Genomic DNA, 23125 nt, shown 5'->3' on the forward strand with positions numbered 1-23125 from the left:
GCGTCGTCCTCATCGAGTCCTCACTGCGCCGCAGCTGCCGGCAAGGCGGCCGGCTGGCGCGATTCCGACCAGTGCTGCAGGCGGCGCCGCGCCGCGATCAGCAGCCCCAGCACGAGGAAGCCGCCGGGCGGCAGGATCATGAACAGCGCCCCGGCGTCCGCCACCTTCGTTTCGAGAAAGGCGAACTGCGGACCGAGCAGCAGCGATGCACCGGCGAACAGCGTGCCGGCACCGGTCACCTCGCGCACCGCGCCCATCAGCGTCAGCGCCAGCGTGAAGCCCAGCCCGGTGGCCAGCCCATCGACCGCCGAAAGCGCGACCGCGTGGCGCGACGCAAAGGCCTCGGCCCGCCCGAGCACGGCGCAATTCACGACGATGAGCGCGATGAAGATGCCGAGCACCTTGTACAGGTCGTGGAACCACGCGTTCAGGCACAGATCGACCAGCGTCACCATGCCGGCGATGAGCACGATGAATACCGGGATGCGGACCTCGTCGCTGACCCAGTGCCGCAGCGACGAGATGAGCGCGTTCGACATCAGCAGCACGGCGGTCGTCGCCAGCCCCATGCCGAGTCCGTTGGTGGCGCTGCTGGTCACCGCCATGGTCGGGCACAGCCCCAGCATCTGACCGAGCACCGCATTGTTGTCCCATACGCCGTCACGCATGACGGCCTTCACGTCCGGGCTGTCGCTCATCACTGTCCTCCTCCGGCGGGCGCCGCGTCACCGATCAGCTCGGCACGGTGTGCGGCGAAGAATTCGAGGCCCTTCCTGACCGTGCCGACCACCGCACGCGGCGTGATGGTCGCCCCGGCGAACTGGTCGAACACGCCACCGTCCTTCTTCACCGCCCAGCGGGCGGGCTCCGGCTGCTGCAGCGACTTGCCGTCGAAGGACCGTATCCAGTCGTTGCGGGCGACCTCGATCTTGTCGCCCAGGCCCGGCGTCTCGGTATGCTTGGTCACCCGCACGCCGACCACGCGGCCGGCGAGGTTGACCGCCATCAGCAGCACGATGCGCCCGCCGTAGCCGTTGCCCGACGTTTCGTACAGCACCGCCTGCAGTGCGCCGCCCTTGCGCGCCCGATGCACGGTCAGCGGAGCGCCGTCGGGGCCGGTCAGCTGCAGCGTGTCGGTCAGCAGATTGTTGTCCGCGTAGCCGGCGGGCAAGATCTGCTCAAGCTGCTGTCGGGTGTCGTCTGCGGCCGCCTGTTCGATGCGCTCGGCGGTCGCGCTGTGACTGAACGCGAGCACCGCGGTGGTCACCAGCATCACCACACCGAGCGACAGGCCGGGAAACCACACGGCATCGGGTATGCGTCGTTCGCTCATCGCGGCAGCTCCTGCACGCGTCGCGCGGGTAGCGACTTGCCACGGATGCTGCGGCCGAATATGCGCGGCCTCGCCCACAGATCGAGTACCGGGGTCACCGCATTCATCAGCAGCACGGCGAAACCCACGCCCTCGGGATAGCCGCCCCAGGTCCGGATCAGCCAGGTCAGCAGGCCGGCGCCGAGCGCGAATATCCACTGCCCGAACGGTGCGCTGGGCGAGGTGACATAGTCGGTCGCGATGAAGAAGGCGCCGAGCATCGCGCCCCCCGACAGCAGGTGGGCCAGCGGCGGCAGATAGTGGTCGGGGGCCACGCCGTGCGCGATTGCCGCCGGCAGGCAAAGGCCAACCAGGAAGCCGAGCGGTATGCGCAGGCCGATCACGCGTTTGGCCACCAGGAACAGTCCGCCCAGCAGCACCCACAGCGACGCCGTCTCACCCAGGCTGCCGGCGCGTTCGCCCGATGCGCCCTGAGCGGTGGCGAAGCCGGACATCGCCTCGGCCAGCACGGTGCCGCGACCCAGCTCCGTCTTCACGTTGCCGAGCAGCGAAGCGCTGGTGAAAGCGTCCGGCACACCTCCCGACAGGCCGATGTTCACCGCCTGCGCCAGATCTGTGCCCTGGCTCAGCATCTGCGGATTGACCCACTGCGTCATCAGCACCGGGAAGGACACCAGCAGCACGGTGCGCCCGACCATGGCCGGGTTGAACACATTGCAGCCGAGACCGCCGAACACCTGCTTGGCGATCACGATGGCGATGACGCCGCCCAGCGCGCCCAGCCACCAGGGCGCCCACGGCGGCATCGACAACGCAAGCAGCCACCCGGTCAGCGCCGCCGAGCCGTCAAACAGCACCGGCATGACGCGCCGCCCGGCCCAGCGCAGGCACATCGCCTCCGACAGCACGCAGGAGAGCACGGTCACCGTCCACAGGCAGAAGGCCGGCCAGCCGAACTGCCAGAAGCCGACCAGCGTGGCCGGCAGCAGCGCCAGCATGACCAGACCCATGATCTGGCCGCTGGTACGCGAAGCCACCGCATGCGGTGACGCGTGTATCGGGGTGCTCATGCCGTGGTCTCCTTGCGGGCCGCCTCGGCGGCGGCCGCCGCGCGCTCGGCCTTGCGCCGGGCGTGTGCCTCGGCCTTCTCGCGCGCCTCCTGCTCGACGCGGGCAGCGCGCGCCTCGGTCAGTTCGCGCACCCGGTCAAGCTTGCGGCCCTCGCGTTCGCGCGCCCACAGCTCGCCCTTGCCGTGGTTGAAGTACTGCACCAGCGGAATGCGCGACGGGCATACGAAACCGCAGGCACCACAGGTGAGGCAGTCGCCCAGGCCGATGTCCTCGGCGCGGCCCAGCTCGTTGGCCTGGATGAGCGCCGCCATGTCCAGCGGCATCAGCCCGACCGGACAGGCACTCACACAGCTGCCGCAGCGTATGCAGGCGCTCGGCTCGCGCTCGCCGACTTCGGCGGCGGTCAGCGCCAGCGCGCCGCTCGAGCCCTTGACCACTGGCGTGTCGATGTCCGGCACGCCGACGCCCATCATCGGACCGCCGACCACCACACGCGCCGGTACTCCACGCAGACCGCCGCAGCGTTCGAACAGCCAGGACAGCGGCGTACCCAGACGCACGCGCAGATTGCGCGGCGCCGTCACCGCACCGCCGGCCACGGTGACCACGCGTTCAGTCAGCGGCTCGCCGTGGCGCAGCGCGCGCTGTACCGCGTAAGCGGTGCCGACGTTGTGCACCACGATGCCGACATCGGCTGCGCGACCGTCAGCCGGCGCCTCGATGCCGGTCAGCGTCTGGATGAGCTGGCGGTCAGCGCCCATCGGGTAGCGGCTGGGAATGCGCACCACCGACACCTCGGGAAAGGGGTGCGCAGCCACCTTCATTGCCGCAACCGCCTCCGGCTTGTTGTCCTCGATGCCCACCAGCACGCGCTGCGCGCCGGTCGATCGCATGATCAGGCGTGCGCCCTCGATGATGTCGGCCGCGCATTCCTGCATCAGCCGGTCGTCGCAGGACAGATAGGGCTCGCATTCGCTGCCGTTCAGGATGACGGTGTCGATCTGGCTGCGCCGTCCCAGCTCCAGCTTGACCGCCGACGGAAAACTGGCGCCGCCCAGACCAACGATGCCCGCGGCGGCAACGCGGCGCGTGATCTCGTCCGGCGCCAGCGTGATCGGATAGGGCTCGGCGTGTCGCTCCGTCCATTGATCCAGTCCGTCCGGATGCAGCGTGATCGCCGGCCCACCCAGACCGGCCGGATGCGCCATCGTGGCTTCGCCGATGGCGGCGATGACGCCGGAGGTCGGTGCATGCAGCGGCGCTGAAATGCGCCCCCCGGCTTCTGCGATCAGCTGGCCGCGCAAAACGGTGTCGCCAATCTTCACCACCGGCCGGGCCGGAGCACCGGAGTGCTGCGACAGCGGGATCACCAGCGCCGGCGGCAGTCCGGCGTTGACGATGTCCAGTGTCGCCGCGGGAAACTTGTGGCTGTCAGGATGTACGCCCCAGCGCTGGAGCAGTCAACGTATCGGCGGAATGACGATGTGTGCCATGGCTCAGGCCGCCAGCGCCGGTTTCGGCATGATCCAGGTGCCGGCCGTCAGCGGCAGCGGCTGCATCGTGATGGCGCCGGTCGGGCACTTTTCGGCGCACTGGTTGCAGCCGGTGCAGGCGTCCTCGAACACGCCGTGCAACTGCTTCATCGCGCCGATGATGGCGTCCGACGGACACAGCCGGTAGCACTTGGTACAGCCTATGCACAGCGCGTCCTCGATCACCGCGATCAAGGGCACGTCGTTGACCTCGTCGGCGTCGAGCGCGATGCCCAGATGCTCGGCAATCGCCAGCGCCACCACCTTGCCGCCGGGCGGGCAGCAGGTGGGCGACGCGGTGCCGGCGACGATGGCCTCCGCCGCACCGGCACAGCCGGGAAAGCCACACTGACCGCAGTTGGCGGCCGGCAGCATGTCCTCGACTTCCTTCACCCGGCTGTCGCCTTCGACGGCAAAGCGTCGCGCCGCCACACCGAGCACGATCCCGAGCCCGGAGCCGATCGCGGTCAGACTCATGACCGCGGTAATCATCTGTTCCATCGTGCAACCTCCCATTCCGTGCAACGCGTGCGTGAAGCCGCAGCAAACAGGGGCGTGCCACCGGCCGAGGTGGCCGCGCACGAGCGGCCGTGCGCGAACCCATGGAGCGTGCGGACCATCAGTGCCCTCCCGCCGGCACCAGGCCGGTGAATCCCATGAAGGCCAGCGCCAGCAGGCTGGCCGTGATGAAGGCAACCGGCGGGCCGGCGAACGTTTCCGGCACGCGCATCAGCGCCAGTCGTTCGCGCAGGCCGGCGAACAGGATCATCACCAGCGTGAAGCCGGCACCCGAGCCGAAGCCGCCGAGCACGCTCATGCCGAGGCCATGACCGGCCTGGGCGTTCAGCAACGGAATGCCGAGCACCGCGCAGTTGGTGGTGATCAGCGGCAGGTAGATGCCGAGCACGCGATGCAGGTCGGGCAAGGTCTTGTGCATGGCCATTTCGACGAACTGCACGACGGCGGCGATGACCACGATGTAGGCGAGGATGCGCAGATAGCCGAGCCCGAAAGGCAGCAGCAAGGCGTGTTCGAGCGCCCAGGCGGCCATCGCCGACAGCGTCATCACGAAGGTGGTGGCCAGACCCATGCCGAAGGCGCTGTCGATCTTCTTCGACACGCCCATGAAGGGGCACAGCCCGAGAAAGCGGACCAGCACCACGTTGTTGACCAGCACCAGGCCGATCAGGGTCATCAGTACATCGCGCATAGCGACCTCCTGACCAGCCTCAATGCATGCGCTGTGCCAGATGACGCCATCACGGCCGCGTCCGGCCCCTCGTGGCGAGCGCGTGCTGTTGTGATCGCACGCGACCCGCCCCCGCGCGTACACGTGCGCACGCATGCGCACACGGCGACCGCGTCGGCAACGCGACAAACTCGACAGGCGCTGTCGCGACAGCCGGACATGCGCCTGTCGAAAATCCACAAGTGGTTGATCCAGATCAATTTTCAAAACCGGCCCGCAACTTGCTGAGAGGGATGCAACCCCCTCATGCAGGAGACGCCGACATGAATCGCCCGATCTATCTGGACTACGCCGCCACCACCCCGGTCAACCCGCGCGTGGTGGGCAAGATGCTGCCCTGGCTGTTCGACAACTTCGGCAACCCGGCCAGCCGCTCGCACGCCTACGGCTGGGCCGCCGAAGAAGCGGTCGAACTGGCGCGCGAACAGGTGGCCGCACTGGTCGGCGCAGACCCGCGCGAAATCGTCTGGACCTCGGGGGCCACCGAGTCGAACAACCTGGCCATCAAGGGCGCGATGCAGTTCCACGCCGGCCGCGGCAAGCATGTCGTCACCGTGAAAACCGAGCACAAGTCGGTGCTCGACACGGTGCGTGAACTGGAACGCAGCGGCTGCGAAGTGACGCTGCTCGACGTGCAGGAGAACGGCCTGATCGACATCGAGGCCTTCCGCGCCGCGCTGCGGCCCGACACCGTGCTGGCCTCGGTCATGTTCGTGAACAACGAAACCGGCGTCATCCAGGACGTGGCGGCGCTGGGTGCGATCTGCCGCGACAAGGGCGTGCTGTTTCACGTCGATGGCGCGCAGGCGACCGGCAAGGTGGCCTTCGATCTGGACGAGCTGCCGATCGACATGATGTCGCTGTCGGCGCACAAGACCTACGGCCCGAAAGGCATCGGCGCGCTTTACGTGTGCCGCAAGCCGCGCGTGCGCATCGAGGCGCTGATCCACGGCGGCGGCCACGAGCGCGGCATGCGCTCGGGCACGCTGCCGACGCACCAGATCGTCGGCATGGGCGAGGCCTACTGGCTCACGCGCGAGAACATGGGCGCCGAGAACGAACGCATCCGCATGCTGCGCGACCGCCTGCTGAGCGGGCTGAGCGCGCTCGACCAGGTGTTCGTCAATGGCGACATGGAACGTCGTGTCCCGCACAACCTGAACATCAGCTTCAACTTCGTCGAAGGCGAATCGCTGCTGATGGGCATGAAGGACATCGCGGTGTCGTCCGGTTCGGCCTGTACCTCGGCCAGCCTGGAACCGTCCTACGTGCTGCGTGCGATGGGCCGCAGCGACGAACTGGCGCACAGCTCCATCCGCTTCTCGATCGGCCGCTTCACCACGCAGCAGGAGGTGGATTCGGCGATCGAACAGGTGTCAACCGCGGTGCGCAAGCTACGCGAGCTGTCGCCGCTGTGGGACATGCACAGCGCCGGCATCGACCTGTCAACAGTGCAGTGGGCATCTCACTGAGGGCCTCGCACTGAGAGCCTCGCACTGAACACCTTCCTCCACAACGACTGAACGGAGAACAACCATGGCATACAGCGACAAGGTGCTGGATCACTACGACAACCCGCGCAACGTCGGTTCCTACTCGGCCGACGAGGAAGGCATCGGCACCGGCATGGTCGGCGCGCCGGCCTGCGGCGACGTGATGCGGCTGCAGATCAAGGTTGGCGCCGACGGCGTCATCGAGGACGCCAAGTTCAAGACCTACGGCTGCGGCTCGGCCATCGCGTCGAGCTCGCTGGTGACCGAATGGGTCAAGGGCAAGACGCTGGACGAAGCACTGGCGATCAAGAACACCGAGATCGCTGAAGAGCTGGCGCTGCCGCCGGTGAAGATCCACTGCTCCATCCTCGCCGAGGACGCGATCAAGGCCGCCGTGGCCGACTACCGCACCCGGCAGACCGCCCCCGACACCGTCGAAGCCGCCTGAAAGGACACGCCATGAGTTCGCTTGCCGAAAGTTCCGTCGCCCCGGCCACCACACTGCCCCTGCCGTCGCCGATCAAGTTCTGCGAAGCCGCGGCCGCCAAGGTCGCCGACCTGATCGCCGAAGAGGGCAACCCGGCGCTGAAGCTGCGCGTCTATGTCACCGGCGGCGGCTGTTCCGGCTTCCAGTACGGTTTCGCCTTCGAGGAGGCGGTGAACGAGGACGACACGCCCATCGTCACCGACGGCGTCACGCTGCTGGTCAACCCGATGAGCATGCAGTACCTGATGGGCGCCGAGATCGACTTCGAGGATGGCCTGGAAGGTTCGCGCTTCGTCATCCGCAACCCGAACGCGACCTCGTCCTGCGGCTGCGGCAGCTCCTTCTCGATGTGAGGTGACGGACATGACCATCACGCTCAGTGAAGCGGCCGCGCGCCACGTGCAGAAAAGTCTGGTCAAGCGGGGTCAGGGCGTCGGCCTGCGTCTCGCGGTCAAGACCAGCGGCTGTTCGGGCCTCGCCTACGCAATCGAGTTCGCCGACGCGCTGCAGCCCGAGGACATCCAGTTCGCCAGCCACGGCGTGACCCTGCTGGTCAACCCGAAAAGCCTGCCCTTCCTCGACGGCACCGAACTCGACTTCGTACGCGAAGGCCTGAACGAAGGCTTCAAGTTCAACAATCCCAACGTGAAGTCGGCCTGCGGCTGCGGCGAAAGCTTCGGCGTCTGACGCCGGTCCACGAATCAATCGGAGCACGCCGACATGGCCCTGCTGCAGATCGCCGAACCGGGCATGAGCGCCGCACCGCACCAGCACAGGCTGGCCGTGGGCATAGACCTGGGCACCACGAATTCGCTGGTCGCGACCGTCGCCAGCGGCCTCACCCGCGTGCTGCCGGACGACGACGGCCGCATGCTGCTGCCATCGGTGGTGCGCTACACCGAAGACGCCGTCGTCGTCGGCCACGCTGCGCAGTCGGCGCAGACCGAAGACCCGCGCAACACCATCGTGTCGGTCAAGCGCTTCATGGGTCGCTCGCTGGCCGACGTCAACGCGTCCGCCACGCCCTATGCGCTGGTCAACACGCCGGGCATGCTGAGTCTGGACACGCGCGCCGGCGTGCGCTCGCCGGTCGAAGTGTCGGCCGAGATACTGCGCACCTTGCGCGACCGCGCGGAAGCTTCGCTCGGCGGCGATCTGGTCGGCGCCGTCATCACCGTGCCGGCCTATTTCGACGACGCGCAGCGCCAGGCCACCAAGGACGCGGCGCGTCTGGCCGGCCTGAACGTGCTGCGCCTGCTCAACGAACCTACCGCAGCCGCCATCGCCTACGGTCTGGACCGTGCGGCACACGGCACCTTCGCCATCTACGACCTCGGCGGCGGCACCTTCGACATCTCCGTGCTGAAGCTGTCACAGGGCATGTTCGAAGTGCTGTCAACCGCAGGTGACGCCGCCCTTGGCGGCGACGATTTCGACCACCGGATCGCCGACTGGCTGCGGCAGCAACTGGCACTCGCAGCGCCTTCCCCCGGCGAGACGCGCATGATGCTGGCGCGGGCGCGTAGCGCCAAGGAGGCGCTGTCGAGTGCCCCGGTCACCAAGATCGCATTCACGCTGGACGACGGCCGCAGCGTTTCCTTCGACCTGTCGCGCGAACAGTTCGAACTGCTCACCGGCGACCTGGTGTCGCGCAGCATGGCGCCGGTGCGCCGCGCACTGCGTGACGCCGGCGTCGCCGCCGACGAGGTCAACGGCGTGGTGATGGTGGGCGGCTCGACGCGGATGCCGCAGGTGCGCGCCGCGGTGCGCAAGCTGTTCGGCCAGGAGCCGCTGACCGACCTCGACCCCGATCAGGTGGTGGCCATCGGCGCCGCAATACAGGCCGACGTGCTGGCCGGCAACAAGCCCGCCGGCGAAGAGAGCTGGCTGCTGCTCGACGTATGCCCGCTGTCGCTCGGTCTGGAAACCATGGGTGGCCTGGTCGAGAAGGTGATTCCGCGCAACTCGACGATACCGGCGGCACGCGCGCAGGAATTCACGACCTACAAGGACGGGCAGACCGCGATGGCCATCCACGTCGTGCAGGGCGAACGCGAACTGGTGAGCGACTGCCGCTCGCTGGCGCGCTTCGAACTGCGTGGCATTCCGCCCATGGTGGCCGGTGCGGCACGCATCCGCATCACCTTCCAGATCGACGCCGACGGGCTGCTGTCGGTGTCGGCACGCGAACAGACCAGCGGCGTCGAATCGCACATCGAGGTGAAGCCGTCATACGGTCTCAGCGACGCGCAGATCGCCGACATGCTGATCGACGCCTACGGCAAGGCCGACAGCGACATGGCGGCACGCATGCTGCGCGAGGCCCAGGTCGAAGCGCGCCGCCTGGTCAACGCCACCGAGGCGGCGCTGGCCGAAGACGGTCACGCGCTGCTGACGCACGACCAGTTCGTCGCCATCCAGGCGGCGATGTACGCGCTGGCCGAAGCGCTCGAAGCCGGCGACGACAGCACCAAGCTCAAGCTGCTGAGCGAAGCGCTGAACGCCGCCACCACCGAGTTCGCCGGCCTGCGCATGAACGCCGGCATCCGGCGCGCGCTGTCGGGCACCCGCGTGTCGGAGCTGCAGCCGTGAGCACGCTGACCGTACTGCCACATCCGCAGCTGTGCCCGGACGGCGCCCGCATCGAGGTCGCCGCCGGCACCTCGATCTGCGACGCGCTGCTGACGCACGACATCGCGATCGAACACGCCTGCGAGAAGGTCGCCGCCTGCTCGACCTGCCACGTCTATGTGCGGGCCGGCGCCGCCTCGCTCAATGAAGCGGACGACGACGAGGAAGACCAGCTCGACGACGCCTGGGGCGTACAGCCCGCGTCCCGCCTCGCCTGCTGCGCCCGCCTCGGCAACGCCGACGTGACGGTCGAACTGCCGCTGCACACGCGCAACCTCGCCCGCGAGTAAGCAGCCCCCTGCCAGCAAGGGTTCTGTGGGAGGGGTCTTCTGACCCCGACAGCAGCCTGGATCGAAGCCGGCGAACCGCAACGGCCGCATCGCGGCCACGGCCGCTCCCACAGGAGGTGCGCCGATCTTCGGCCCGAGCACGGTCCGAGGTTCTGTGGGAGGGGTCTTCTGACCCCGACGGCGGCCTGGATCAAAGCCGGCGAACCGCAACGGCCGCATCGCGGCCAAGGCCGCTCCCACAAAAAGCATGCCCTGTCGGCGGCACGGACAAGACTCCTGTGGGAGCGAGCTTGCTCGCGATAGCGGCCTGTATCGGCACCCAAGGCACGGCACCTGTTGCAAACGAAACATTCACGACAGCCTCGCCACCGCGAACGGACATGTCGCATCAGCGACATCGCGACGCGCCCAGAACTTCACTCAACATCAATCACTTACGACAAGCGCACTCCGTGGCACAGCGCTTGCTGAATGTTCTGCAGGAGGTCTGACGACATGGCAGCCGCATTCATCATCAACGACACCACGCTGCGCGACGGCGAGCAGACGGCGGGCGTGGCGTTCACCGCTGACGAGAAGTGCGCGATCGCGGACGCACTCGATCAGGCCGGCGTACCGGAGATGGAGATCGGCATCCCGGCCATGGGCACGGCCGAGATCGACGTGATCGAGCGCATCGCGATGCTGGGCCTGAACGCGCGACTGATGGTGTGGGCGCGCATGACGGACAGCGACCTCAAGGCCGCCCTGCGCTGCCCGGTGGACATCGTGCACATGTCGCTGCCGGTGTCGGACCTGCAGATCGCGGGCAAGCTGCGGCGCAATCGCGACTGGGTGATCGAGCAGATCCGTCCGCACGTCGAGCGCGCACTCGACGCCGGTGTCGAAGTGAGCGTCGGCATGGAAGACGCGTCGCGCGGCGACATCGACTTCCTGTGCCGCGTTGCCGAAGAAGCGCAGACGGCCGGCGCTCGCCGCGTCCGCATCGCCGACACGCTGGGCATCCTCGATCCCTTCGGCACCTATGTGCTGGTGTCGCAGCTGCGCCGCGCGGTCAACCTCGAAATCGAGATGCACGCGCACAACGACCTCGGCCTGGCCACCGCCAACACGCTGGCCGCCTTCCGCGCCGGCGCGACGCACGCCAACACGACAGTGAATGGCCTCGGCGAGCGCGCCGGCAACGCACCGCTGGAAGAGGTGGTGATGGCGCTGCGCCACATCCACGGCATCGACAGCGGCGTCTTGTCGCAGTCGCTGCTGCCGATCTCGCGCCTGGTCGAACGCGCATCCGGCCGTGCCATCGCCGCCAACAAGAGCATCGTCGGCGACGCCGTGTTCACGCACGAATCGGGCATCCACGTCGATGGCCTGATCAAGAATCCGCGCAACTACCAGAGCTTCGACCCGGCCGAACTGGGCCGCGCCCACCGTCTGGTGCTGGGCAAGCATTCGGGCTCGCACGCCGTGCTGGAAGCCTGTGCGCGGCTCGGGCTGTATCCGTCCGACGTGGAGGTCGCGCACATCATCGAGCGCATCCGCGCCTACGCCACGGCCAACAAGCAGTCGCCGGACGCCACCCAGCTGAAGGCCTTCTATCTCGAAGCAGCGCAGCCGCTGCCGGAGGCGTCATGAGCGGCGAGCAGGGCACGGCGGGCGCGTTGTCGCCAGCGGCAACAGTCGTACCCGGGCTGTTCGCGATGCTGCGCGAGGACGTGAACTGCGTGTTCGACCGCGATCCGGCGGCGCGCAACAAGCTCGAACTGCTCACCATCTATCCGGGCATACAGGCGCTGGTGGCACACCGCTTCGCGCACGCGATGTGGCAGCGCGGCCTGCGCTACCTGCCCCGCCTGCTGTCCTTCCTGTCGCGCCTGCTCACCAATGTCAACATCCACCCGGGCGCACGCATCGGCCGCCGCTTCTTCATCGACCACGGCGCCTGCGTCGTGATCGGCGAAACGGCGGAGATCGGTGACGACGTGACGCTGTACCACGGCGTCACGCTGGGCGGCACGACCTGGAATCCAGGCAAGCGCCACCCGACGCTGAGCGACGGCGTGGTGGTCGGTGCCGGCGCCAAGATACTGGGGCCGATCACCGTCGGCGAGAACGCCCGTGTCGCCGCCAACTCGGTGGTGATCGAGGACGTGACGCCCGGCATGACCGTGGTCGGCATCCCCGGCCGCATGGTGCTGCCGAAGAGCCAGCGCCGCATCACCGCTGGCGGCATCGATCTCGACCACCACCAGATGCCGGACCCGGTGGGCAAGGCCATCGCCTGCCTGCTCGAACGCATTGCCGACCTGGAGCGCGACGTCGTGCGCCTGGCCGGCGAACGCAGTACCGCCCAGGGCATCTGCAGCGACTGCGACGACACCTGTTCCCAACCCGCATTCGACGGCAGCACCCACGCGGCCGCCGCACACATAGGAGTGACCCGTCATGGATGATCTGACCCAGCGCCTGGCCAAGCTGTCGTCGGCCGAGGACTTCCTGGAATTCTTCGCGCTGCCCTTCGATCAGGGCGTCGTGAACGTGAACCGCCTGCACATCCTGAAGCGCTTCTACCAGTACCTGCGCAGCGAGAAAGGCCTGGCCGACGGCGACGAGGGCGTGGTCTATGCGCGCTACCGCAACCTGCTGTCGCGCGCCTACGAGGACTTCGTCAAATCGACGCCGGCACAGGAGAAGGTGTTCAAGGTATTCCAGGAGGCGGACGGACAGCAGCGCGTGTCGCTCGACAGCCTGCGCGCCACGCTGCCCTCGGTCGCCTGAGCGGGAGGACGCACCATGCACGACAGCGACATGTTCCTTGCCAGCGTCAACGCGCTCGAAAGCGAAGCGGCGCTGCATTACGAGAAGGCCGCACGACACGCGCTCGATGCCGGCGACACCGAGCTCGAAGCCTTCTTCCAGAATCTGGCCGAACTGGCGCGCATGGAAGCGCACGAGGCGCTGTCCGGCAAGCCGCTGCCGGTCGCCGCCAACCTGCCGCGCATCCGGCCGATCGAAATCGAGAAGCCGCGCACCGCCGTGAAGGTGATCAGCGACGAAATGCTCGACCTGCACATGGCGCTCGAACGTGCGCTGGACCTGAAGCGGCGCAGCCACAGCTACTACGCAATGATGGCCATCCTCGCGCCCGACCCCGGTCTGCGCAAGATGGCGCGCGCCTTCGAGCACGACGACGCGGCCCATCTCGGCGAGATCGAACGCTGGATCGCCCGCCTCACCGCCTGACCCCATCCGGAGAATCGCACCATGCCGAAGCCGCAGAAACACGTTTTCGTCTGTTCACAGCAACGCCCGCCGGGCCACCCGCGCGGCTCCTGTGCGCACAAGGGCGGCGCCGAGGTGCTGCAGACCTTCTGGGCGGAACTGCAGAAGCGCAACTGCTTCGACCGCGTCGCCATCACCTACTCGGGCTGCCTCGGCCCGTGCGACCAGGGCATCAATGTCGTGGTCTATCCGGACGCGGTGATGTATTCGAACGTGAGCAAGGACGACGTCGGCGAAATCTTCGACAGCCACCTGCTGGGCGATGCGCCGGTCGAGCGCCTGCGGGCACCGGAGATGGTCTGGTGAATCTGTTCACCGGCGAAACGTCGGACGAGTACTTCGGCGGCACGGTGCCGCAGTCGGTGCGCCGCCTGTTCGACGAGGCGGCCGGCGCGCCGCCGCAACGCATCGAAGCACTGTTGTGGACGGCGCAGGCGAGCGCACCGGAGTGCCTGCCGGTGTACTACCTGCTGTACAAGTTCCACGCCGGCCGTCGCCAGTTCGATCTGGCCGAGAAGGCGGCCACGCGCGGCATCACGGTGGCCGGCCGGCAGGCCGGGCTGGACGCCGACTGGCGCCGCGTGCAGCCGGGCGACGCCGATTTCGCGGCCACCGGGCCGGCGCGCTTCTGGCTGTTCAGCCTGAAGGCGCTGGCCTTCATCTGCCTGCGCAGCGGTCGCAGCGACGACGCGCGCACGCTGGTCGAGCACATCGGCCGCCTGGACCCGACGCACGGTCTCGGCGGCGAAGTGATCGCCTCGCTGCTCGACGGCAGCACCGGCGCGCGCTGATCAGCGCGCGAACACCAGGCAGCGGTTGTTGGCCGGCATCTCCTCGTCGGCGAACAGCGACAGCCCGGCCAGCCGTGCCAGCGCCTCCACCGTTTCGAAGTCGCGGATGCCGCGATGCGGCGCACCCTCGCGCAGCGAACGGTCGAAGGCCTCGTTGCTGTCGCTGGTGAAACGGCCGCCATAGTTGAACGGGCCGTAGATGACCAGCGTGGCCGACGGCGCGAGCACCGCCGGCAGCGCCGCGAACATCTTCTCGACTTCGTGCCAGGCCATGATGTGCAGCGTGTTGGCGGTGAATACCGCATCGAAATGCGCGACCGGCCAGCGGCCGCAGACGTCGAGTTCGAGCGGCGCCGGCGTGTTCGGCAACGCCGCCTCGTCCAGCCACATGCGCAGACCGGGCAGCGCCTCGGCGCGCTCGCTGCACTGCCATTGCAGATGCGGCAGCGCGGCGGCGAAATGCACCGCGTGCTGGCCGGTGCCGCTGCCGATCTCCAGTACCTGACGACGGCCGGCGAAGTGCACGCGCAGGCGTTCGAGAATGACGTCGCGGTTGCGTTCGCAGGAGGGTGCAAAGGGCTTTTCAGGATTCATCTGCGCACTTTCGCATGAAGCAGCACGTCGCGCGGCTCGGGCGACAGATTGGGATGCAGGATGTAGCGGCCGAGCCGCGCCTCCAGCGGCAGGCCGGCGCGCGCCAGCGTGCGCGACGAGCGCGCGTTGTCGGCGTCGCAGACGGCATCGACGCGGCACACGGCGGCGTGGCGGAAAGCTTCGTCCACCACCGCCTGCAGCGCCTCGCACGCCAGCCCCTGACCCCACAGCCGGCGTGCCAGCGCGAAGCCCAGGCGCAGCGCGTGGCCCTGCCCGATCAGCTGGAACAGCCCGCCGGCCTCGCCGTCGTCGGCCAGCAGCACCCAGCTGCGGGCGACATCACGCTGCCAGCGCGCAAGGTCGTGCGAAATCTGTCGCCGTGTCTGCGTCAGTTCGGTGTGCGTGGTCCAGCCGAGGTAGCGCGTCACCTCGGCGTCGCCGCTGATGCCGGCGAACAGCGCCGGCGCGTCGCCCGGCTGCGGCTTGCGCAGCCGGCAGCGGGCGGTGCGCAGTTCTTCCGGCCATGTGCTCATCGTTAACTCATCGTCGGCTCAATGCGTGCGCAGCGCGCGCTGCAGCACGCAGGCGATGTGCTCGCCCTCGCGCTGCGCGCCGTCGCGTATCTGGTGGCGACAGCTGCTGCCATTGGCGATCAGCAGCGTATCGGCATCGAGCGCGCGCACCGCCGGCAACAGCGCCAGCTCGGCCATGCGCATCGACATGTCGTGGTGTTCCGCCTCGAAGCCGAAACTGCCGGCCATGCCGCAACAACCGGATTCAATGACACTGCAGTCCAGCCCGCGCACCAGCCCGAGCACCTTGCGCATCGCCTTCATCGCACCGAAAGCCTTCTGGTGGCAGTGGCCGTGCACCGCGGCGCGCGTGCCGGCGGGCAGTTGCAGATCGAGCGCGAGCCGCTTCGCGTCGTGCTCGCGGGCGATGAACTCCTCGAACAGCAGCGCCGCCTTCGCCACCGGCGCCACGCGCTCACCCAGCCCCAGCGCGTGATACTCGTCGCGCAGCATCAGCAGGCAGGACGGCTCCAGCCCGATCACCGGCATGCCGCGTGCGGCCAGCGGCGCGAGTACGTCGAGCAGACGGTTGGCTTCGCGTCGTGCGTCGGCGACCCGGCCCTGCGACAGCCAGGTGCGGCCGCAGCACAGCGGCGCTTCGCCGGCCGCGGGGCGCACCACATGTACGCGACAGCCGGCGGCCACCAGCACATCGACCGCCGCCTCGGCGATCGCCGGATCGATGCGATTGGAGAAGGTGTTGACCAGCAGCGCCACCTCGCGCCCGCCTTCGGCACCGTAAGCCGGCAGCGTATGCGGCGCGAGAAAGGGCCGCGCCGCGATCCGCGGCAGCGAGCGGCGACGGGCGATGCCGCTCACGCGTTCGATCAGCGCACCCAGCCCGGGTACTGCAGTGGCGAGTTGCCACGGCCGCTGCAGCCAGCGCATCAGCCCCAGCCAGCGCGGCAGCGAGGCGAACAGGCGCTCACGCAGCGGCACCCGCCCCTGCGCCCGCCAGCGCTGCGCACGCGCCTCGGTGCGCAGCAAGGCCATGTCGGTGCCGTTCGGGCACTCCCGCTTGCAGCCCTTGCAGCCGACGCACAGATCCATCGCCGCCGCCAGTTCGGCGCCGACGAATGGTTGCGTACCCAGTTCGCCGTTCAGTGCCGCCTTCAGCGTCTGCGCCCGGTGGAAGGTCGAATGCACCGGATCGCCGGTGACGCGAAAGCTCGGGCACATGACGCCGTTGCCGTCGCGCTGGCATTGGCGATTGCCGATGCACACCGACGCCGCCTTTCCGAAGCCGCCGCCCTGCGCCGGCAGCTGCGCATAGGCGTCGCCGGCGCCGTAGCTGTCGTAGGCCGACCAATCGAGTTCTGTCTGCACTGTCGCTTCTCCGTCTGACGAGACGACTCAGTGCAAGACCGGTGCCAAGCCACCCGCCCCGGACCTGTTCTTGCTTCTAGGGGTTATCGATACCGAAACGGAGTCCCTGCCATGCCTCTGCACGACTTTCACTGTCGCAAATGCGACAAGACCTTCGAACGCCTGGTGCGAAGCGACACGCAGATCGTCTGCCCGGCCTGTGGCAGCGATCAGGTGGACAAGCTGCTGTCGGCGCCACAACCGCCGGGCCGCAGCAAAGCCATCATCGCCGCCGGCCGCGCGGCGGCAGCGCGCGAAGGGCACTTCAGCAACTACTCGGCAGCGGAGCGGGCGAAGGTGAAGTAGAGGCGGTGCCGGCGGTACTGGGCGGCCTCGGCCGGCCGCTATCGAGAGCAAGCTCGCTCCCACAACAGCGCATCCGGGCCTCGGTGTCTGTGGGAGCGAGCTTGCTCGCGATGCGGCATGTGCAGGCCTCGCTTCCGAACACCGCCACGGTCAGGTAATCACTCCTCCGGCCCGAAGCACTTCGCGTAGTCGGTGCATACGCCACAGCTGGGCGCCTTGCAGACACGGATCTCGGCGCGCTCGCACAGCTGCTTGTAGAGGAATTTCTTCCACTTCATGTCCTGCGTGTTGCGTTCGGCCAGCGAGGTGAAGCGGCCGTGCATCAGTTCGGACAGCATGGCGCGCGAGGTCAGGTCCATGTCCTGCCACAGGTGGTCGGCGCCGAGGCAGCCGGTGGCGACCGCGTGCGCCAGCCACACGTGGTCCTGATCGTCGATGGACAGATGCTCGCGCAGCAGCGCCACCACGTCGTCCATTTCGATCGCTTCTGCGAACTCGGCGGGCGTCTTCGCGTGCAGCGCCGGCAGCCACTCGGCACCGGGGAAATGGCGCGCCAGCAGGCGGCGTGTTTCCGACACGTCGATGCCATACAGCGGCAGGCACTGCAGCCCGCGCTGCGTCCAGCTGCGGCCGATGACGCCGGCGAGCACCTGAGGCACCAGATCGTCGGGCCGGCGCGCCAGCTTCAGCAGCAGGCCGCGGAAGCCGCCGGGCCCGGCCGGCAGTGGCCAGTCGGGCCGCAGCGGAGCGGTGGGAAAGAGCGTGGGCATCGCCGTCGTCCCGCGCTCACACCTCGACCGGCGCGTGCGTGTAGCACTTCTTCGGGCAGACCTTGGAACAGGCCTGACAGCCCACGCAGTTCACCTGGCGCGAAATGGTCATCACCTTGCGCTCGTATTCCTCGTCGTCATCCTCGTTGTCGGGATCGACCACGACGATGTCGCCGTCCTCGGTGACACCGGCGAGCTGCAGCACGTCATTGGCACAGACTTTCACGCAGCGCGCGCAGCCGATACAGGTGTCCTGGTTCAGACTGGACACGAACTTCGGTGTCCAGATTTCGCCGCTGGGCAGCGTGACGGAGAATGCAGCCATGATGCGTCCTTCCTCAGGCGGTCGCGGCCGCCAGTTCCTTGCGCGCAGCCATCAGGGACTGGTGCGCGTCGTAGGCGACCTGCGCGACTTCGAGGATCTTCTCCCAGTTGGTCGGCAGTTCTTCCGACAGGTCGTGCAGGTCCATCTTGGCCTGCGTGGCCTGCGCGTTGAGCTTCTTGACACGGGTCTTCAGTGCGTCAACGTCTTCCATCGTTTCGTCCTCAGCCCCAGTTCGCCACTTCGTTGTACTTGTTCACCATGCCGACGCCTTCGTCAACGAACTTCTGCCCCGCCTCGGCCAGCTTGGCGTAGGTCGGAAAGCCGAAGCGGTGGGCGTCGCGCAGCTGCTTGTTCACCGCGATCAGGCGACCGGCGATGAGCACCATGCGGCCGAAGCCTTCGTGCGACATCTTCATCATCGGCGTCACCATCACCTTGGTGGCGCGCTCGATCGACAGGCCGACCGCGTTGTAGAACAGCTCGATGCGCCACAGCGTTTCCGGGTCCGGGTCGCCCATGATGGGCAGTGCGCGGCGCGCCTCGGCGCTCAGGATGTAGGGTTCGAGCAGCTGCGCGTCGCTCTTGCCTTCCCAGGCGCCGTGCATGTCCTGCGCGCGGTACTGCTTGATCAGCTCGCTCAGGAAGGGTGATGCCAGCGCTGCGCTGTCCTCGGCGCTCAGTTCCAGTGTTTCAGCCATGTTCTTCCACCTCGTCTTCGAAATCGAAACTGCGCGCTTCGTCCTTCTGCAGGGCCTTGCGCAGCCAGGGCGGCGGCGTGCCGCGCAGCACTTCCTGCAGCTTGTCCAGGATGTCCATGATGGGTTCCGGCTGATTCACCTTGATCGGGTGAATCTTGCTGGCGACCACGCGTGCCGCCGCCGAGCCTCCAATGGCGGCGACATAGACGATGGCGACGTCCTTGATCGCGTCCAGCTTGGGCGCGAGCTTGTCCTCGTCGCCGTCCTCGTCCAGCTTGCCGCCGAAGTCGAAGTCCTCGACATGGTGGTAGCCGGCCTTGTCGATCTCGTACACCGCGAGGTGTTTGGCCCAGCCGAAGTGCGCGTCAACGCGCTGCTTGTCCTGGGTGGCGAAGGCGATCTTCATGCGCTGCTCCTCGGTGGATGGGCGACCGGCTCAGGTGCCGGCCGCAACGGTTTCAGGAATTTCGGCGGACGATGCGCAGCCGCATCCGCCGCTGCCGCAGCCGGATGCCGGAGCACCTTCGCTCGCCGCCAGAATGCTCTCCTGCGGCAGCGGCCAGTCTTCAGGCGTGTTCACGTGTTCGTCGGCGAGGAAGGTGTTGGCCCAGCCGAGTATCAGTTCGCGCGTGCCGCGGTAACCGACGCGCAAGACGTGCGCGGCGCCCAGACGGTCGAACATCGGCAGGCCTTCGCGCAGCAGCGGAATGCCCAGCCGCGCTGCCGACTGCCGGCCGTGCGCATGGGTGATGAACAGTTCGGCGCCGGCCGCTTTCGCGCGCATTTCCAGATCTTCGAGATCGCCAAGCAGCACTTCGGCACAGGGCACCGCTTCGAGCACACGCGACGGCGTGGTGCTGACGGCGGCCACCACTTCTGCGCCCATTTCGGCGGCGGTGGTCAACAACGCGTAGAGCAGGTCCGGTTCGGCGCCGATGGCCATCTTCCGGCCGCCGACCCAGAAGTGGGCGTCCAGCATCACGTCGAGCAACTGGGTGCGCGCACGGCGGTACTTCGGTGGCACCGGACGACCGGACAGTTCGGACAGGTACTGCAGGAAGTCGTCCACCGCGGCCAGTCCGGTCAGCCGGTCGAATACGCGGAAGGGCACGCCGCAACGCTCCTCGATCGCGGCTGCCGCCGCGTCCATGCGGGCCCCGACGGCGACCGTGGCGGCCGCTGCGCCGACCCGGCGCAGCGTATCGACCCGGGTGCCGCCCAGCGTGGTCGGCGTGAAGTTGTCCGGAATGTGACCGTCGAGCGAGCCGGAAATGTCGGGCAGCACCTGCACGCGCAGGTCGAAGGCCTCGATGGTTTCGCGCAGTTCCTCGATGTCGGCCGGCGTCAGGTGCGCGCCCGGCAGCAGATTCACCAGACCGGCATCGCGGTCGCACGGCTGGGCGAAAGCATCGATCACGGCCAGCACCGCCTTGCCCCACCCGTCCTCGAAGGCGCCGACGTAATCGGGCGTCGATACGTAGACGATTTCGGTACCGGTCAGCGCCTCGCCGTGCTTGCGGCGGATCAGGTTCAGATAGCCATCGACGTCGTCGCCCTTGGTTTCGGTCAGCCCGGTCGAGGCGATGGCGATGATGGACGGATTGGCGCGCTTCTTGATGTTCAGCACCGCCTGTTCGATGTTCTCCAGCCCGCCGAGGATGGTGCTCACCTCGTTCATCGCCGTGGTCTGCATCGGGATCGCCTCCTTGAAGTGGCGAACCAGCAGTACCAGACCGAAGGAGGTGCAGCCCTGCGAGCCGTGCATCATGGGCATGCAGTTGTCCAGCCCCATGAAGGCGTAGCACGCGCCCAGCGGCTGGCTCATCTTGAGCGGATTGACCGTGCAGGCCTTCTTCGATTCGATGACGGTGGCCATGGCGTGATCCTCAGGCGGCGACCACGTCCCAGGGCGCCGGGCGGCGCACCTGTTCCCAGATCGGGTTGTACAGCGCCTTGTCGATCTCGCGCACCAGATCGACCATGCCTTCGTAGCCGGCGTAGGCGTGGTGGCGTTCCTGGTTGATGTCCAGCCAGGGCATCTTGGCCTTCAGCGCGATGAACTGGCTGCGACCACCTGAAAGCATGATGTCCGCCTTGGCGTCCTTCAGCATCGCGTACATTTCGCGCGGCGTCATGTCGTCGATCATGTGCGCGTCCTGGCCCATCAGCTCCTTGATCTTTTCCTTGTCTTCCTTGGTCGATTTCTTGACGCTGGTGCCGACGATTTCCAGACCGGCTTCCTGCAGCGCGGCGACCACCGACCAGCTCTTCACGCCGCCGGTGATCAGCAGCACCTTCTTGCCTTCGAGCCGCGGGCGGTAGGCGGCGATACGTTCGAAGGCACGCTTTTCCTCGACCGCGATCAGCGCTTCGGTGCGTGCCTTCAACTCTTCCGGCGCGCCTTTCTCGACCAGCAGGCGGGCGATTTCGCGCAGCGTTTCCGACATGTCGCCGATGCCGTAGAACGAGCCTTCGAAGAAGGGGATGTCGTAGCGCTCGTCCATCTTGCGCGCGATGTTGATCATCGACTTCGAGCACACCATCATCGCCGCCTTGGCGCGGTGACTGTAGGCAACTTCCCGGTAACGGCCGTCGCCGGAGATACAGGACAGGATGCGCACGCCGAGCGCGTCAAGCAGCGGCTTCACCTGCCACAGTTCACCGGCCAGGTTGTACTCGCCGATGATGTTGATGTCGTAGGGGGTGACGAAGTCCGGCTCTTCGGTACCGATCACGTAATCGAGCAGCGCCTCGGCGCCCAGCTTGTTGCCGAGGTTCTTCGGCCCGACGAAGCCCGGTGAATTGACCGGGATGACCGGCTTGCCGAACTTCTCCGACGCCTTCTTGCACACCGCCTCGATGTCGTCGCCGATCAGCGCGGTGACACAGGTCTGGTAGACGAACACCGCCGGCGGGTCATACTTCTCGATGATTTCCTTGACCGACTTGAACAGCCGCTTCTCGCCGCCGTAGATGACATCCAGTTCGTTGATGTCGGTAGTGAAGCCGGTGCGGTAGAGCTGCGAAGTGCTGGACGACGAGTTGCGGTTGTCCCAGGAGTTGCCCTCACAGGCGATCGGGCCGTGCACCAGGTGAGCCACATCGACGATGGGCTGCAGCGCGACCTTGGCGCCGTCGAAGGCACAGCCGCCGGCGGCCGCACCGGGCGACAGCTGCTTGGTACAGCCCTTCTTCTTTTCCTTGGCCGACTTGTTCTGGTTGTGCTCGCAGGCGGGTTCCTCGAACACGTCCTGGATCTTTGCCGATACGCGTGCATCCATGGGCCACCTTCCTTCCTGTCAGGGTCGGCGCGCAAGGCGCTGTCGGAGCTCACTCAGCAGGATTGATGCCAGAGCCGGCGCACAGGGCAGAGGCCCGGGAAATCAGTCATCTGCGGTCCGCCGGGCTGCGCTCGGGCATCCCGGTCCGACAAAGGCTGGTCGTTTTGCGACACGCAATGTCGGGTTTGGCGGACCGCCGCGACGCCGGCGCTACTCGATGCCCTCCATGCGCGCCTTGTTGTGGATGGCCGACTGCAGCCGCTTGGCGATACCCATCGGGCTGGCGTCGAAACTGCGCTGCGCCTCGGTCAGCGCGTCCTGCGCGACCTGCGCTTCTTCCAGCGTCAGCGGAATGCGCCCGGCCACGTGCGTGGCGCCCGGCACTGCTTTGGCAATGGCCTGGCGGTTCGGATGTTCGGACAGCGGAACCAGCCCGCCCGCTTCCGGCTTGCCTTCCAGACAGACCACGCCCTCGATCACCTCGACCCGCCGTCCGTCCATCGTCGTCTTGATCAGTACGCCCATTGCGACCTCCTTCGAATGAATGACGAGGGCGGAGAAGCGAAAGCCATGCCGCGTTTGGAACGAAGCTTGCTCCGGGCCTGCTGACGACAGACAGGGAGAACCCTCATGCAGATCGGCGTAGACAGTCAGCGCGCAGTCGAGAACAAGCGCGTGTTCGTGGTCGATGACGACGACGTGGTCGGTACCGCCTTGCAGTTCATGCTGGCCGACGAGATGGAAACCCATGTGTTCGCCGACCTCGCGTCGGCACTCGCGGTGGCCGCGGCAACACCGCCCGACCTGGTGCTGCTCGGCGCCGGACTGCTGGCGGGCGACGCGGTGACGCGCCTGCGCGCCGAGCTGCCGCAGGTGCGCATGCTGATCGTCTGCAGCGATGCCGACGACGACGCTGTCCGCCAGGCATTGGCCGCCGGCGCGCAGAGCACGCTGCTGCGCCCGCTCAAGGTCGAGAACGTGCGGCGCAAGGTGGACGCTCAGCTTGGCCGGCGCGCGGCGCTGGAAATACCGGTCGTCACCCGCTGAGGGCGCAGC

Annotated in this window: 31 protein-coding genes; 14 read left to right on the forward strand and 17 right to left on the reverse strand. The window is 67.6% G+C overall.

Features of this window, described 5'->3' with window-relative positions:
- Positions 1 to 20: 20 nt before the first annotated feature.
- From ACQ66H_RS18400 to rsxA, 6 genes are all read right to left on the reverse strand, one after another.
- Complete coding sequence (locus tag ACQ66H_RS18400) at positions 21 to 698, reverse strand: electron transport complex subunit E (protein WP_430435226.1); 678 nt, start codon at positions 696 to 698, stop codon at positions 21 to 23.
- Positions 698 to 1333, reverse strand: a complete 636-nt coding sequence (gene rsxG / locus ACQ66H_RS18405; protein ID WP_430435227.1) for an electron transport complex subunit RsxG — start codon at positions 1331 to 1333, stop codon at positions 698 to 700. The genes ACQ66H_RS18400 and rsxG overlap by 1 nt, the downstream gene beginning before the upstream one ends.
- Complete coding sequence (locus ACQ66H_RS18410) at positions 1330 to 2403, reverse strand: RnfABCDGE type electron transport complex subunit D (RefSeq protein ID WP_430435228.1); 1074 nt, start codon at positions 2401 to 2403, stop codon at positions 1330 to 1332. The genes rsxG and ACQ66H_RS18410 overlap by 4 nt, the downstream gene beginning before the upstream one ends.
- Positions 2400 to 3863, reverse strand: coding sequence for an electron transport complex subunit RsxC (gene rsxC, locus ACQ66H_RS18415; RefSeq protein WP_430435661.1), 1464 nt, complete (start codon positions 3861 to 3863; stop codon positions 2400 to 2402). Before rsxC ends, ACQ66H_RS18410 begins: the two co-directional genes overlap by 4 nt.
- Positions 3864 to 3899: 36 nt before the next feature.
- Entirely contained in the window at positions 3900 to 4436 is a 537-nt protein-coding gene (locus tag ACQ66H_RS18420; protein WP_430435229.1) for an RnfABCDGE type electron transport complex subunit B, read from the reverse strand.
- Between the two features lie 118 nt (positions 4437 to 4554).
- Positions 4555 to 5145, reverse strand: a complete 591-nt coding sequence (gene rsxA, locus ACQ66H_RS18425) for an electron transport complex subunit RsxA (protein WP_425763288.1) — start codon at positions 5143 to 5145, stop codon at positions 4555 to 4557.
- A gap of 302 nt (positions 5146 to 5447) precedes the next feature.
- Here rsxA and ACQ66H_RS18430 point away from each other — a divergent pair, with 302 nt between their 5' ends.
- From ACQ66H_RS18430 to ACQ66H_RS18485, 12 genes are all read left to right on the forward strand, one after another.
- Positions 5448 to 6656, forward strand: coding sequence for an IscS subfamily cysteine desulfurase (locus ACQ66H_RS18430; protein WP_430435230.1), 1209 nt, complete (start codon positions 5448 to 5450; stop codon positions 6654 to 6656).
- Between the two features lie 64 nt (positions 6657 to 6720).
- Entirely contained in the window at positions 6721 to 7125 is a 405-nt protein-coding gene (iscU, locus tag ACQ66H_RS18435) for a Fe-S cluster assembly scaffold IscU (RefSeq protein WP_304003415.1), read from the forward strand.
- An 11-nt stretch (positions 7126 to 7136) separates the two neighbouring features.
- Positions 7137 to 7517 (forward strand): iron-sulfur cluster insertion protein ErpA, encoded by a 381-nt coding sequence (gene erpA, locus ACQ66H_RS18440; RefSeq protein WP_430435231.1) that lies wholly within the window; start codon positions 7137 to 7139, stop codon positions 7515 to 7517.
- A gap of 10 nt (positions 7518 to 7527) precedes the next feature.
- Entirely contained in the window at positions 7528 to 7851 is a 324-nt protein-coding gene (gene iscA, locus ACQ66H_RS18445) for an iron-sulfur cluster assembly protein IscA (RefSeq protein ID WP_430435232.1), read from the forward strand.
- Positions 7852 to 7884: 33 nt separating this feature from the next.
- Positions 7885 to 9756, forward strand: a complete 1872-nt coding sequence (gene hscA, locus ACQ66H_RS18450) for a Fe-S protein assembly chaperone HscA (protein ID WP_430435233.1) — start codon at positions 7885 to 7887, stop codon at positions 9754 to 9756.
- Positions 9753 to 10085 (forward strand): ISC system 2Fe-2S type ferredoxin, encoded by a 333-nt coding sequence (gene fdx / locus ACQ66H_RS18455; protein ID WP_430435234.1) that lies wholly within the window; start codon positions 9753 to 9755, stop codon positions 10083 to 10085. The genes hscA and fdx overlap by 4 nt, the downstream gene beginning before the upstream one ends.
- A 495-nt stretch (positions 10086 to 10580) precedes the next feature.
- Positions 10581 to 11720, forward strand: a complete 1140-nt coding sequence (gene nifV, locus ACQ66H_RS18460; RefSeq protein WP_430435235.1) for a homocitrate synthase — start codon at positions 10581 to 10583, stop codon at positions 11718 to 11720.
- On the forward strand, positions 11717 to 12538 hold the full coding sequence (gene cysE / locus ACQ66H_RS18465; RefSeq protein WP_430435236.1) for a serine O-acetyltransferase: 822 nt from the start codon (positions 11717 to 11719) through the stop codon (positions 12536 to 12538). Before nifV ends, cysE begins: the two co-directional genes overlap by 4 nt.
- Entirely contained in the window at positions 12531 to 12863 is a 333-nt protein-coding gene (gene nifW, locus ACQ66H_RS18470; protein ID WP_430435237.1) for a nitrogenase stabilizing/protective protein NifW, read from the forward strand. Before cysE ends, nifW begins: the two co-directional genes overlap by 8 nt.
- A gap of 15 nt (positions 12864 to 12878) precedes the next feature.
- Complete coding sequence (locus tag ACQ66H_RS18475; protein ID WP_019916651.1) at positions 12879 to 13328, forward strand: hypothetical protein; 450 nt, start codon at positions 12879 to 12881, stop codon at positions 13326 to 13328.
- A gap of 21 nt (positions 13329 to 13349) precedes the next feature.
- Positions 13350 to 13673, forward strand: a complete 324-nt coding sequence (locus ACQ66H_RS18480; RefSeq protein ID WP_019916650.1) for a (2Fe-2S) ferredoxin domain-containing protein — start codon at positions 13350 to 13352, stop codon at positions 13671 to 13673.
- Complete coding sequence (locus ACQ66H_RS18485) at positions 13670 to 14158, forward strand: hypothetical protein (protein WP_304011624.1); 489 nt, start codon at positions 13670 to 13672, stop codon at positions 14156 to 14158. Before ACQ66H_RS18480 ends, ACQ66H_RS18485 begins: the two co-directional genes overlap by 4 nt.
- Here the strand turns inward: ACQ66H_RS18485 and ACQ66H_RS18490 are convergent, their stop codons facing one another.
- From ACQ66H_RS18490 to ACQ66H_RS18500, 3 genes are read right to left on the reverse strand one after another with little or no spacing between them, the layout of a single operon-like run.
- On the reverse strand, positions 14159 to 14752 hold the full coding sequence (locus tag ACQ66H_RS18490; RefSeq protein ID WP_430435238.1) for a DUF938 domain-containing protein: 594 nt from the start codon (positions 14750 to 14752) through the stop codon (positions 14159 to 14161).
- A complete protein-coding gene (locus tag ACQ66H_RS18495) occupies positions 14749 to 15285 on the reverse strand; it encodes a GNAT family N-acetyltransferase (RefSeq protein WP_430435240.1) in 537 nt (178 codons plus the stop codon). The genes ACQ66H_RS18490 and ACQ66H_RS18495 overlap by 4 nt, the downstream gene beginning before the upstream one ends.
- A gap of 18 nt (positions 15286 to 15303) precedes the next feature.
- Complete coding sequence (locus ACQ66H_RS18500) at positions 15304 to 16650, reverse strand: (Fe-S)-binding protein (protein ID WP_430435241.1); 1347 nt, start codon at positions 16648 to 16650, stop codon at positions 15304 to 15306.
- Between the two features lie 111 nt (positions 16651 to 16761).
- Between ACQ66H_RS18500 and ACQ66H_RS18505 the strand changes: the two genes are divergently transcribed.
- The gene (locus tag ACQ66H_RS18505) at positions 16762 to 16995 is read left to right on the forward strand and encodes an FmdB family zinc ribbon protein (protein ID WP_019916645.1); all 234 of its coding nucleotides are present in this window, start codon (positions 16762 to 16764) and stop codon (positions 16993 to 16995) included.
- Between the two features lie 158 nt (positions 16996 to 17153).
- Here ACQ66H_RS18505 and ACQ66H_RS18510 read toward each other — a convergent pair whose 3' ends face one another.
- The 8 genes from ACQ66H_RS18510 to ACQ66H_RS18545 form a co-directional block, all read right to left on the reverse strand.
- Positions 17154 to 17765, reverse strand: a complete 612-nt coding sequence (locus ACQ66H_RS18510; protein ID WP_430435242.1) for a nitrogen fixation protein NifQ — start codon at positions 17763 to 17765, stop codon at positions 17154 to 17156.
- 16 nt (positions 17766 to 17781) lie between these two features.
- Positions 17782 to 18090 carry a ferredoxin III, nif-specific gene (gene fdxB, locus ACQ66H_RS18515; RefSeq protein ID WP_019916643.1) on the reverse strand — a complete coding sequence of 103 codons (309 nt, stop codon included), beginning with the start codon at positions 18088 to 18090 and terminating at the stop codon, positions 17782 to 17784.
- Positions 18091 to 18103: 13 nt separating this feature from the next.
- Positions 18104 to 18301 carry a CCE_0567 family metalloprotein gene (locus tag ACQ66H_RS18520; RefSeq protein WP_019916642.1) on the reverse strand — a complete coding sequence of 66 codons (198 nt, stop codon included), beginning with the start codon at positions 18299 to 18301 and terminating at the stop codon, positions 18104 to 18106.
- A gap of 10 nt (positions 18302 to 18311) precedes the next feature.
- Positions 18312 to 18788 (reverse strand): NifX-associated nitrogen fixation protein, encoded by a 477-nt coding sequence (locus ACQ66H_RS18525; protein ID WP_019916641.1) that lies wholly within the window; start codon positions 18786 to 18788, stop codon positions 18312 to 18314.
- Positions 18781 to 19194: a nitrogen fixation protein NifX gene (gene nifX, locus ACQ66H_RS18530; RefSeq protein WP_304011604.1), complete on the reverse strand. Its 414-nt coding sequence runs from the start codon at positions 19192 to 19194 to the stop codon at positions 18781 to 18783. Before nifX ends, ACQ66H_RS18525 begins: the two co-directional genes overlap by 8 nt.
- 30 nt (positions 19195 to 19224) lie before the next feature.
- Entirely contained in the window at positions 19225 to 20664 is a 1440-nt protein-coding gene (gene nifN / locus ACQ66H_RS18535; protein WP_430435243.1) for a nitrogenase iron-molybdenum cofactor biosynthesis protein NifN, read from the reverse strand.
- 10 nt (positions 20665 to 20674) lie between these two features.
- Positions 20675 to 22069, reverse strand: coding sequence for a nitrogenase iron-molybdenum cofactor biosynthesis protein NifE (gene nifE, locus ACQ66H_RS18540; protein WP_019916638.1), 1395 nt, complete (start codon positions 22067 to 22069; stop codon positions 20675 to 20677).
- 210 nt (positions 22070 to 22279) lie between these two features.
- Positions 22280 to 22594 carry a hypothetical protein gene (locus ACQ66H_RS18545; RefSeq protein ID WP_019916637.1) on the reverse strand — a complete coding sequence of 105 codons (315 nt, stop codon included), beginning with the start codon at positions 22592 to 22594 and terminating at the stop codon, positions 22280 to 22282.
- A 105-nt stretch (positions 22595 to 22699) separates the two neighbouring features.
- Here ACQ66H_RS18545 and ACQ66H_RS18550 point away from each other — a divergent pair, with 105 nt between their 5' ends.
- Positions 22700 to 23116, forward strand: a complete 417-nt coding sequence (locus ACQ66H_RS18550) for a response regulator (RefSeq protein WP_430435244.1) — start codon at positions 22700 to 22702, stop codon at positions 23114 to 23116.
- The last annotated feature ends 9 nt before the right edge of the window (positions 23117 to 23125 follow it).

This window comes from Methyloversatilis sp. (assembly GCF_965284615.1).
GTDB lineage: Bacteria > Pseudomonadota > Gammaproteobacteria > Burkholderiales > Rhodocyclaceae > Methyloversatilis.

Excerpts from the sequence above, each read along its gene's own strand:
- ACQ66H_RS18400 (WP_430435226.1), bottom strand. The coding sequence starts at position 698 with ATGAGCGACAGCCCGGACGTGAAGGCCGTCATGCGTGACGGCGTATGG.
- rsxG (WP_430435227.1), bottom strand. The coding sequence starts at position 1,333 with ATGAGCGAACGACGCATACCCGATGCCGTGTGGTTTCCCGGCCTGTCG.
- ACQ66H_RS18410 (WP_430435228.1), bottom strand. The coding sequence starts at position 2,403 with ATGAGCACCCCGATACACGCGTCACCGCATGCGGTGGCTTCGCGTACC.
- ACQ66H_RS18420 (WP_430435229.1), bottom strand. The coding sequence starts at position 4,436 with ATGGAACAGATGATTACCGCGGTCATGAGTCTGACCGCGATCGGCTCC.
- rsxA (WP_425763288.1), bottom strand. The coding sequence starts at position 5,145 with ATGCGCGATGTACTGATGACCCTGATCGGCCTGGTGCTGGTCAACAAC.
- ACQ66H_RS18430 (WP_430435230.1), top strand. The coding sequence starts at position 5,448 with ATGAATCGCCCGATCTATCTGGACTACGCCGCCACCACCCCGGTCAAC.
- iscU (WP_304003415.1), top strand. The coding sequence starts at position 6,721 with ATGGCATACAGCGACAAGGTGCTGGATCACTACGACAACCCGCGCAAC.
- erpA (WP_430435231.1), top strand. The coding sequence starts at position 7,137 with ATGAGTTCGCTTGCCGAAAGTTCCGTCGCCCCGGCCACCACACTGCCC.
- iscA (WP_430435232.1), top strand. The coding sequence starts at position 7,528 with ATGACCATCACGCTCAGTGAAGCGGCCGCGCGCCACGTGCAGAAAAGT.
- hscA (WP_430435233.1), top strand. The coding sequence starts at position 7,885 with ATGGCCCTGCTGCAGATCGCCGAACCGGGCATGAGCGCCGCACCGCAC.
- nifV (WP_430435235.1), top strand. The coding sequence starts at position 10,581 with ATGGCAGCCGCATTCATCATCAACGACACCACGCTGCGCGACGGCGAG.
- cysE (WP_430435236.1), top strand. The coding sequence starts at position 11,717 with ATGAGCGGCGAGCAGGGCACGGCGGGCGCGTTGTCGCCAGCGGCAACA.
- nifW (WP_430435237.1), top strand. The coding sequence starts at position 12,531 with ATGGATGATCTGACCCAGCGCCTGGCCAAGCTGTCGTCGGCCGAGGAC.
- ACQ66H_RS18475 (WP_019916651.1), top strand. The coding sequence starts at position 12,879 with ATGCACGACAGCGACATGTTCCTTGCCAGCGTCAACGCGCTCGAAAGC.
- ACQ66H_RS18480 (WP_019916650.1), top strand. The coding sequence starts at position 13,350 with ATGCCGAAGCCGCAGAAACACGTTTTCGTCTGTTCACAGCAACGCCCG.
- ACQ66H_RS18490 (WP_430435238.1), bottom strand. The coding sequence starts at position 14,752 with ATGAATCCTGAAAAGCCCTTTGCACCCTCCTGCGAACGCAACCGCGAC.
- ACQ66H_RS18495 (WP_430435240.1), bottom strand. The coding sequence starts at position 15,285 with ATGAGCACATGGCCGGAAGAACTGCGCACCGCCCGCTGCCGGCTGCGC.
- ACQ66H_RS18505 (WP_019916645.1), top strand. The coding sequence starts at position 16,762 with ATGCCTCTGCACGACTTTCACTGTCGCAAATGCGACAAGACCTTCGAA.
- ACQ66H_RS18510 (WP_430435242.1), bottom strand. The coding sequence starts at position 17,765 with ATGCCCACGCTCTTTCCCACCGCTCCGCTGCGGCCCGACTGGCCACTG.
- fdxB (WP_019916643.1), bottom strand. The coding sequence starts at position 18,090 with ATGGCTGCATTCTCCGTCACGCTGCCCAGCGGCGAAATCTGGACACCG.
- ACQ66H_RS18520 (WP_019916642.1), bottom strand. The coding sequence starts at position 18,301 with ATGGAAGACGTTGACGCACTGAAGACCCGTGTCAAGAAGCTCAACGCG.
- ACQ66H_RS18525 (WP_019916641.1), bottom strand. The coding sequence starts at position 18,788 with ATGGCTGAAACACTGGAACTGAGCGCCGAGGACAGCGCAGCGCTGGCA.
- nifX (WP_304011604.1), bottom strand. The coding sequence starts at position 19,194 with ATGAAGATCGCCTTCGCCACCCAGGACAAGCAGCGCGTTGACGCGCAC.
- nifN (WP_430435243.1), bottom strand. The coding sequence starts at position 20,664 with ATGGCCACCGTCATCGAATCGAAGAAGGCCTGCACGGTCAATCCGCTC.
- nifE (WP_019916638.1), bottom strand. The coding sequence starts at position 22,069 with ATGGATGCACGCGTATCGGCAAAGATCCAGGACGTGTTCGAGGAACCC.
- ACQ66H_RS18545 (WP_019916637.1), bottom strand. The coding sequence starts at position 22,594 with ATGGGCGTACTGATCAAGACGACGATGGACGGACGGCGGGTCGAGGTG.
- ACQ66H_RS18550 (WP_430435244.1), top strand. The coding sequence starts at position 22,700 with ATGCAGATCGGCGTAGACAGTCAGCGCGCAGTCGAGAACAAGCGCGTG.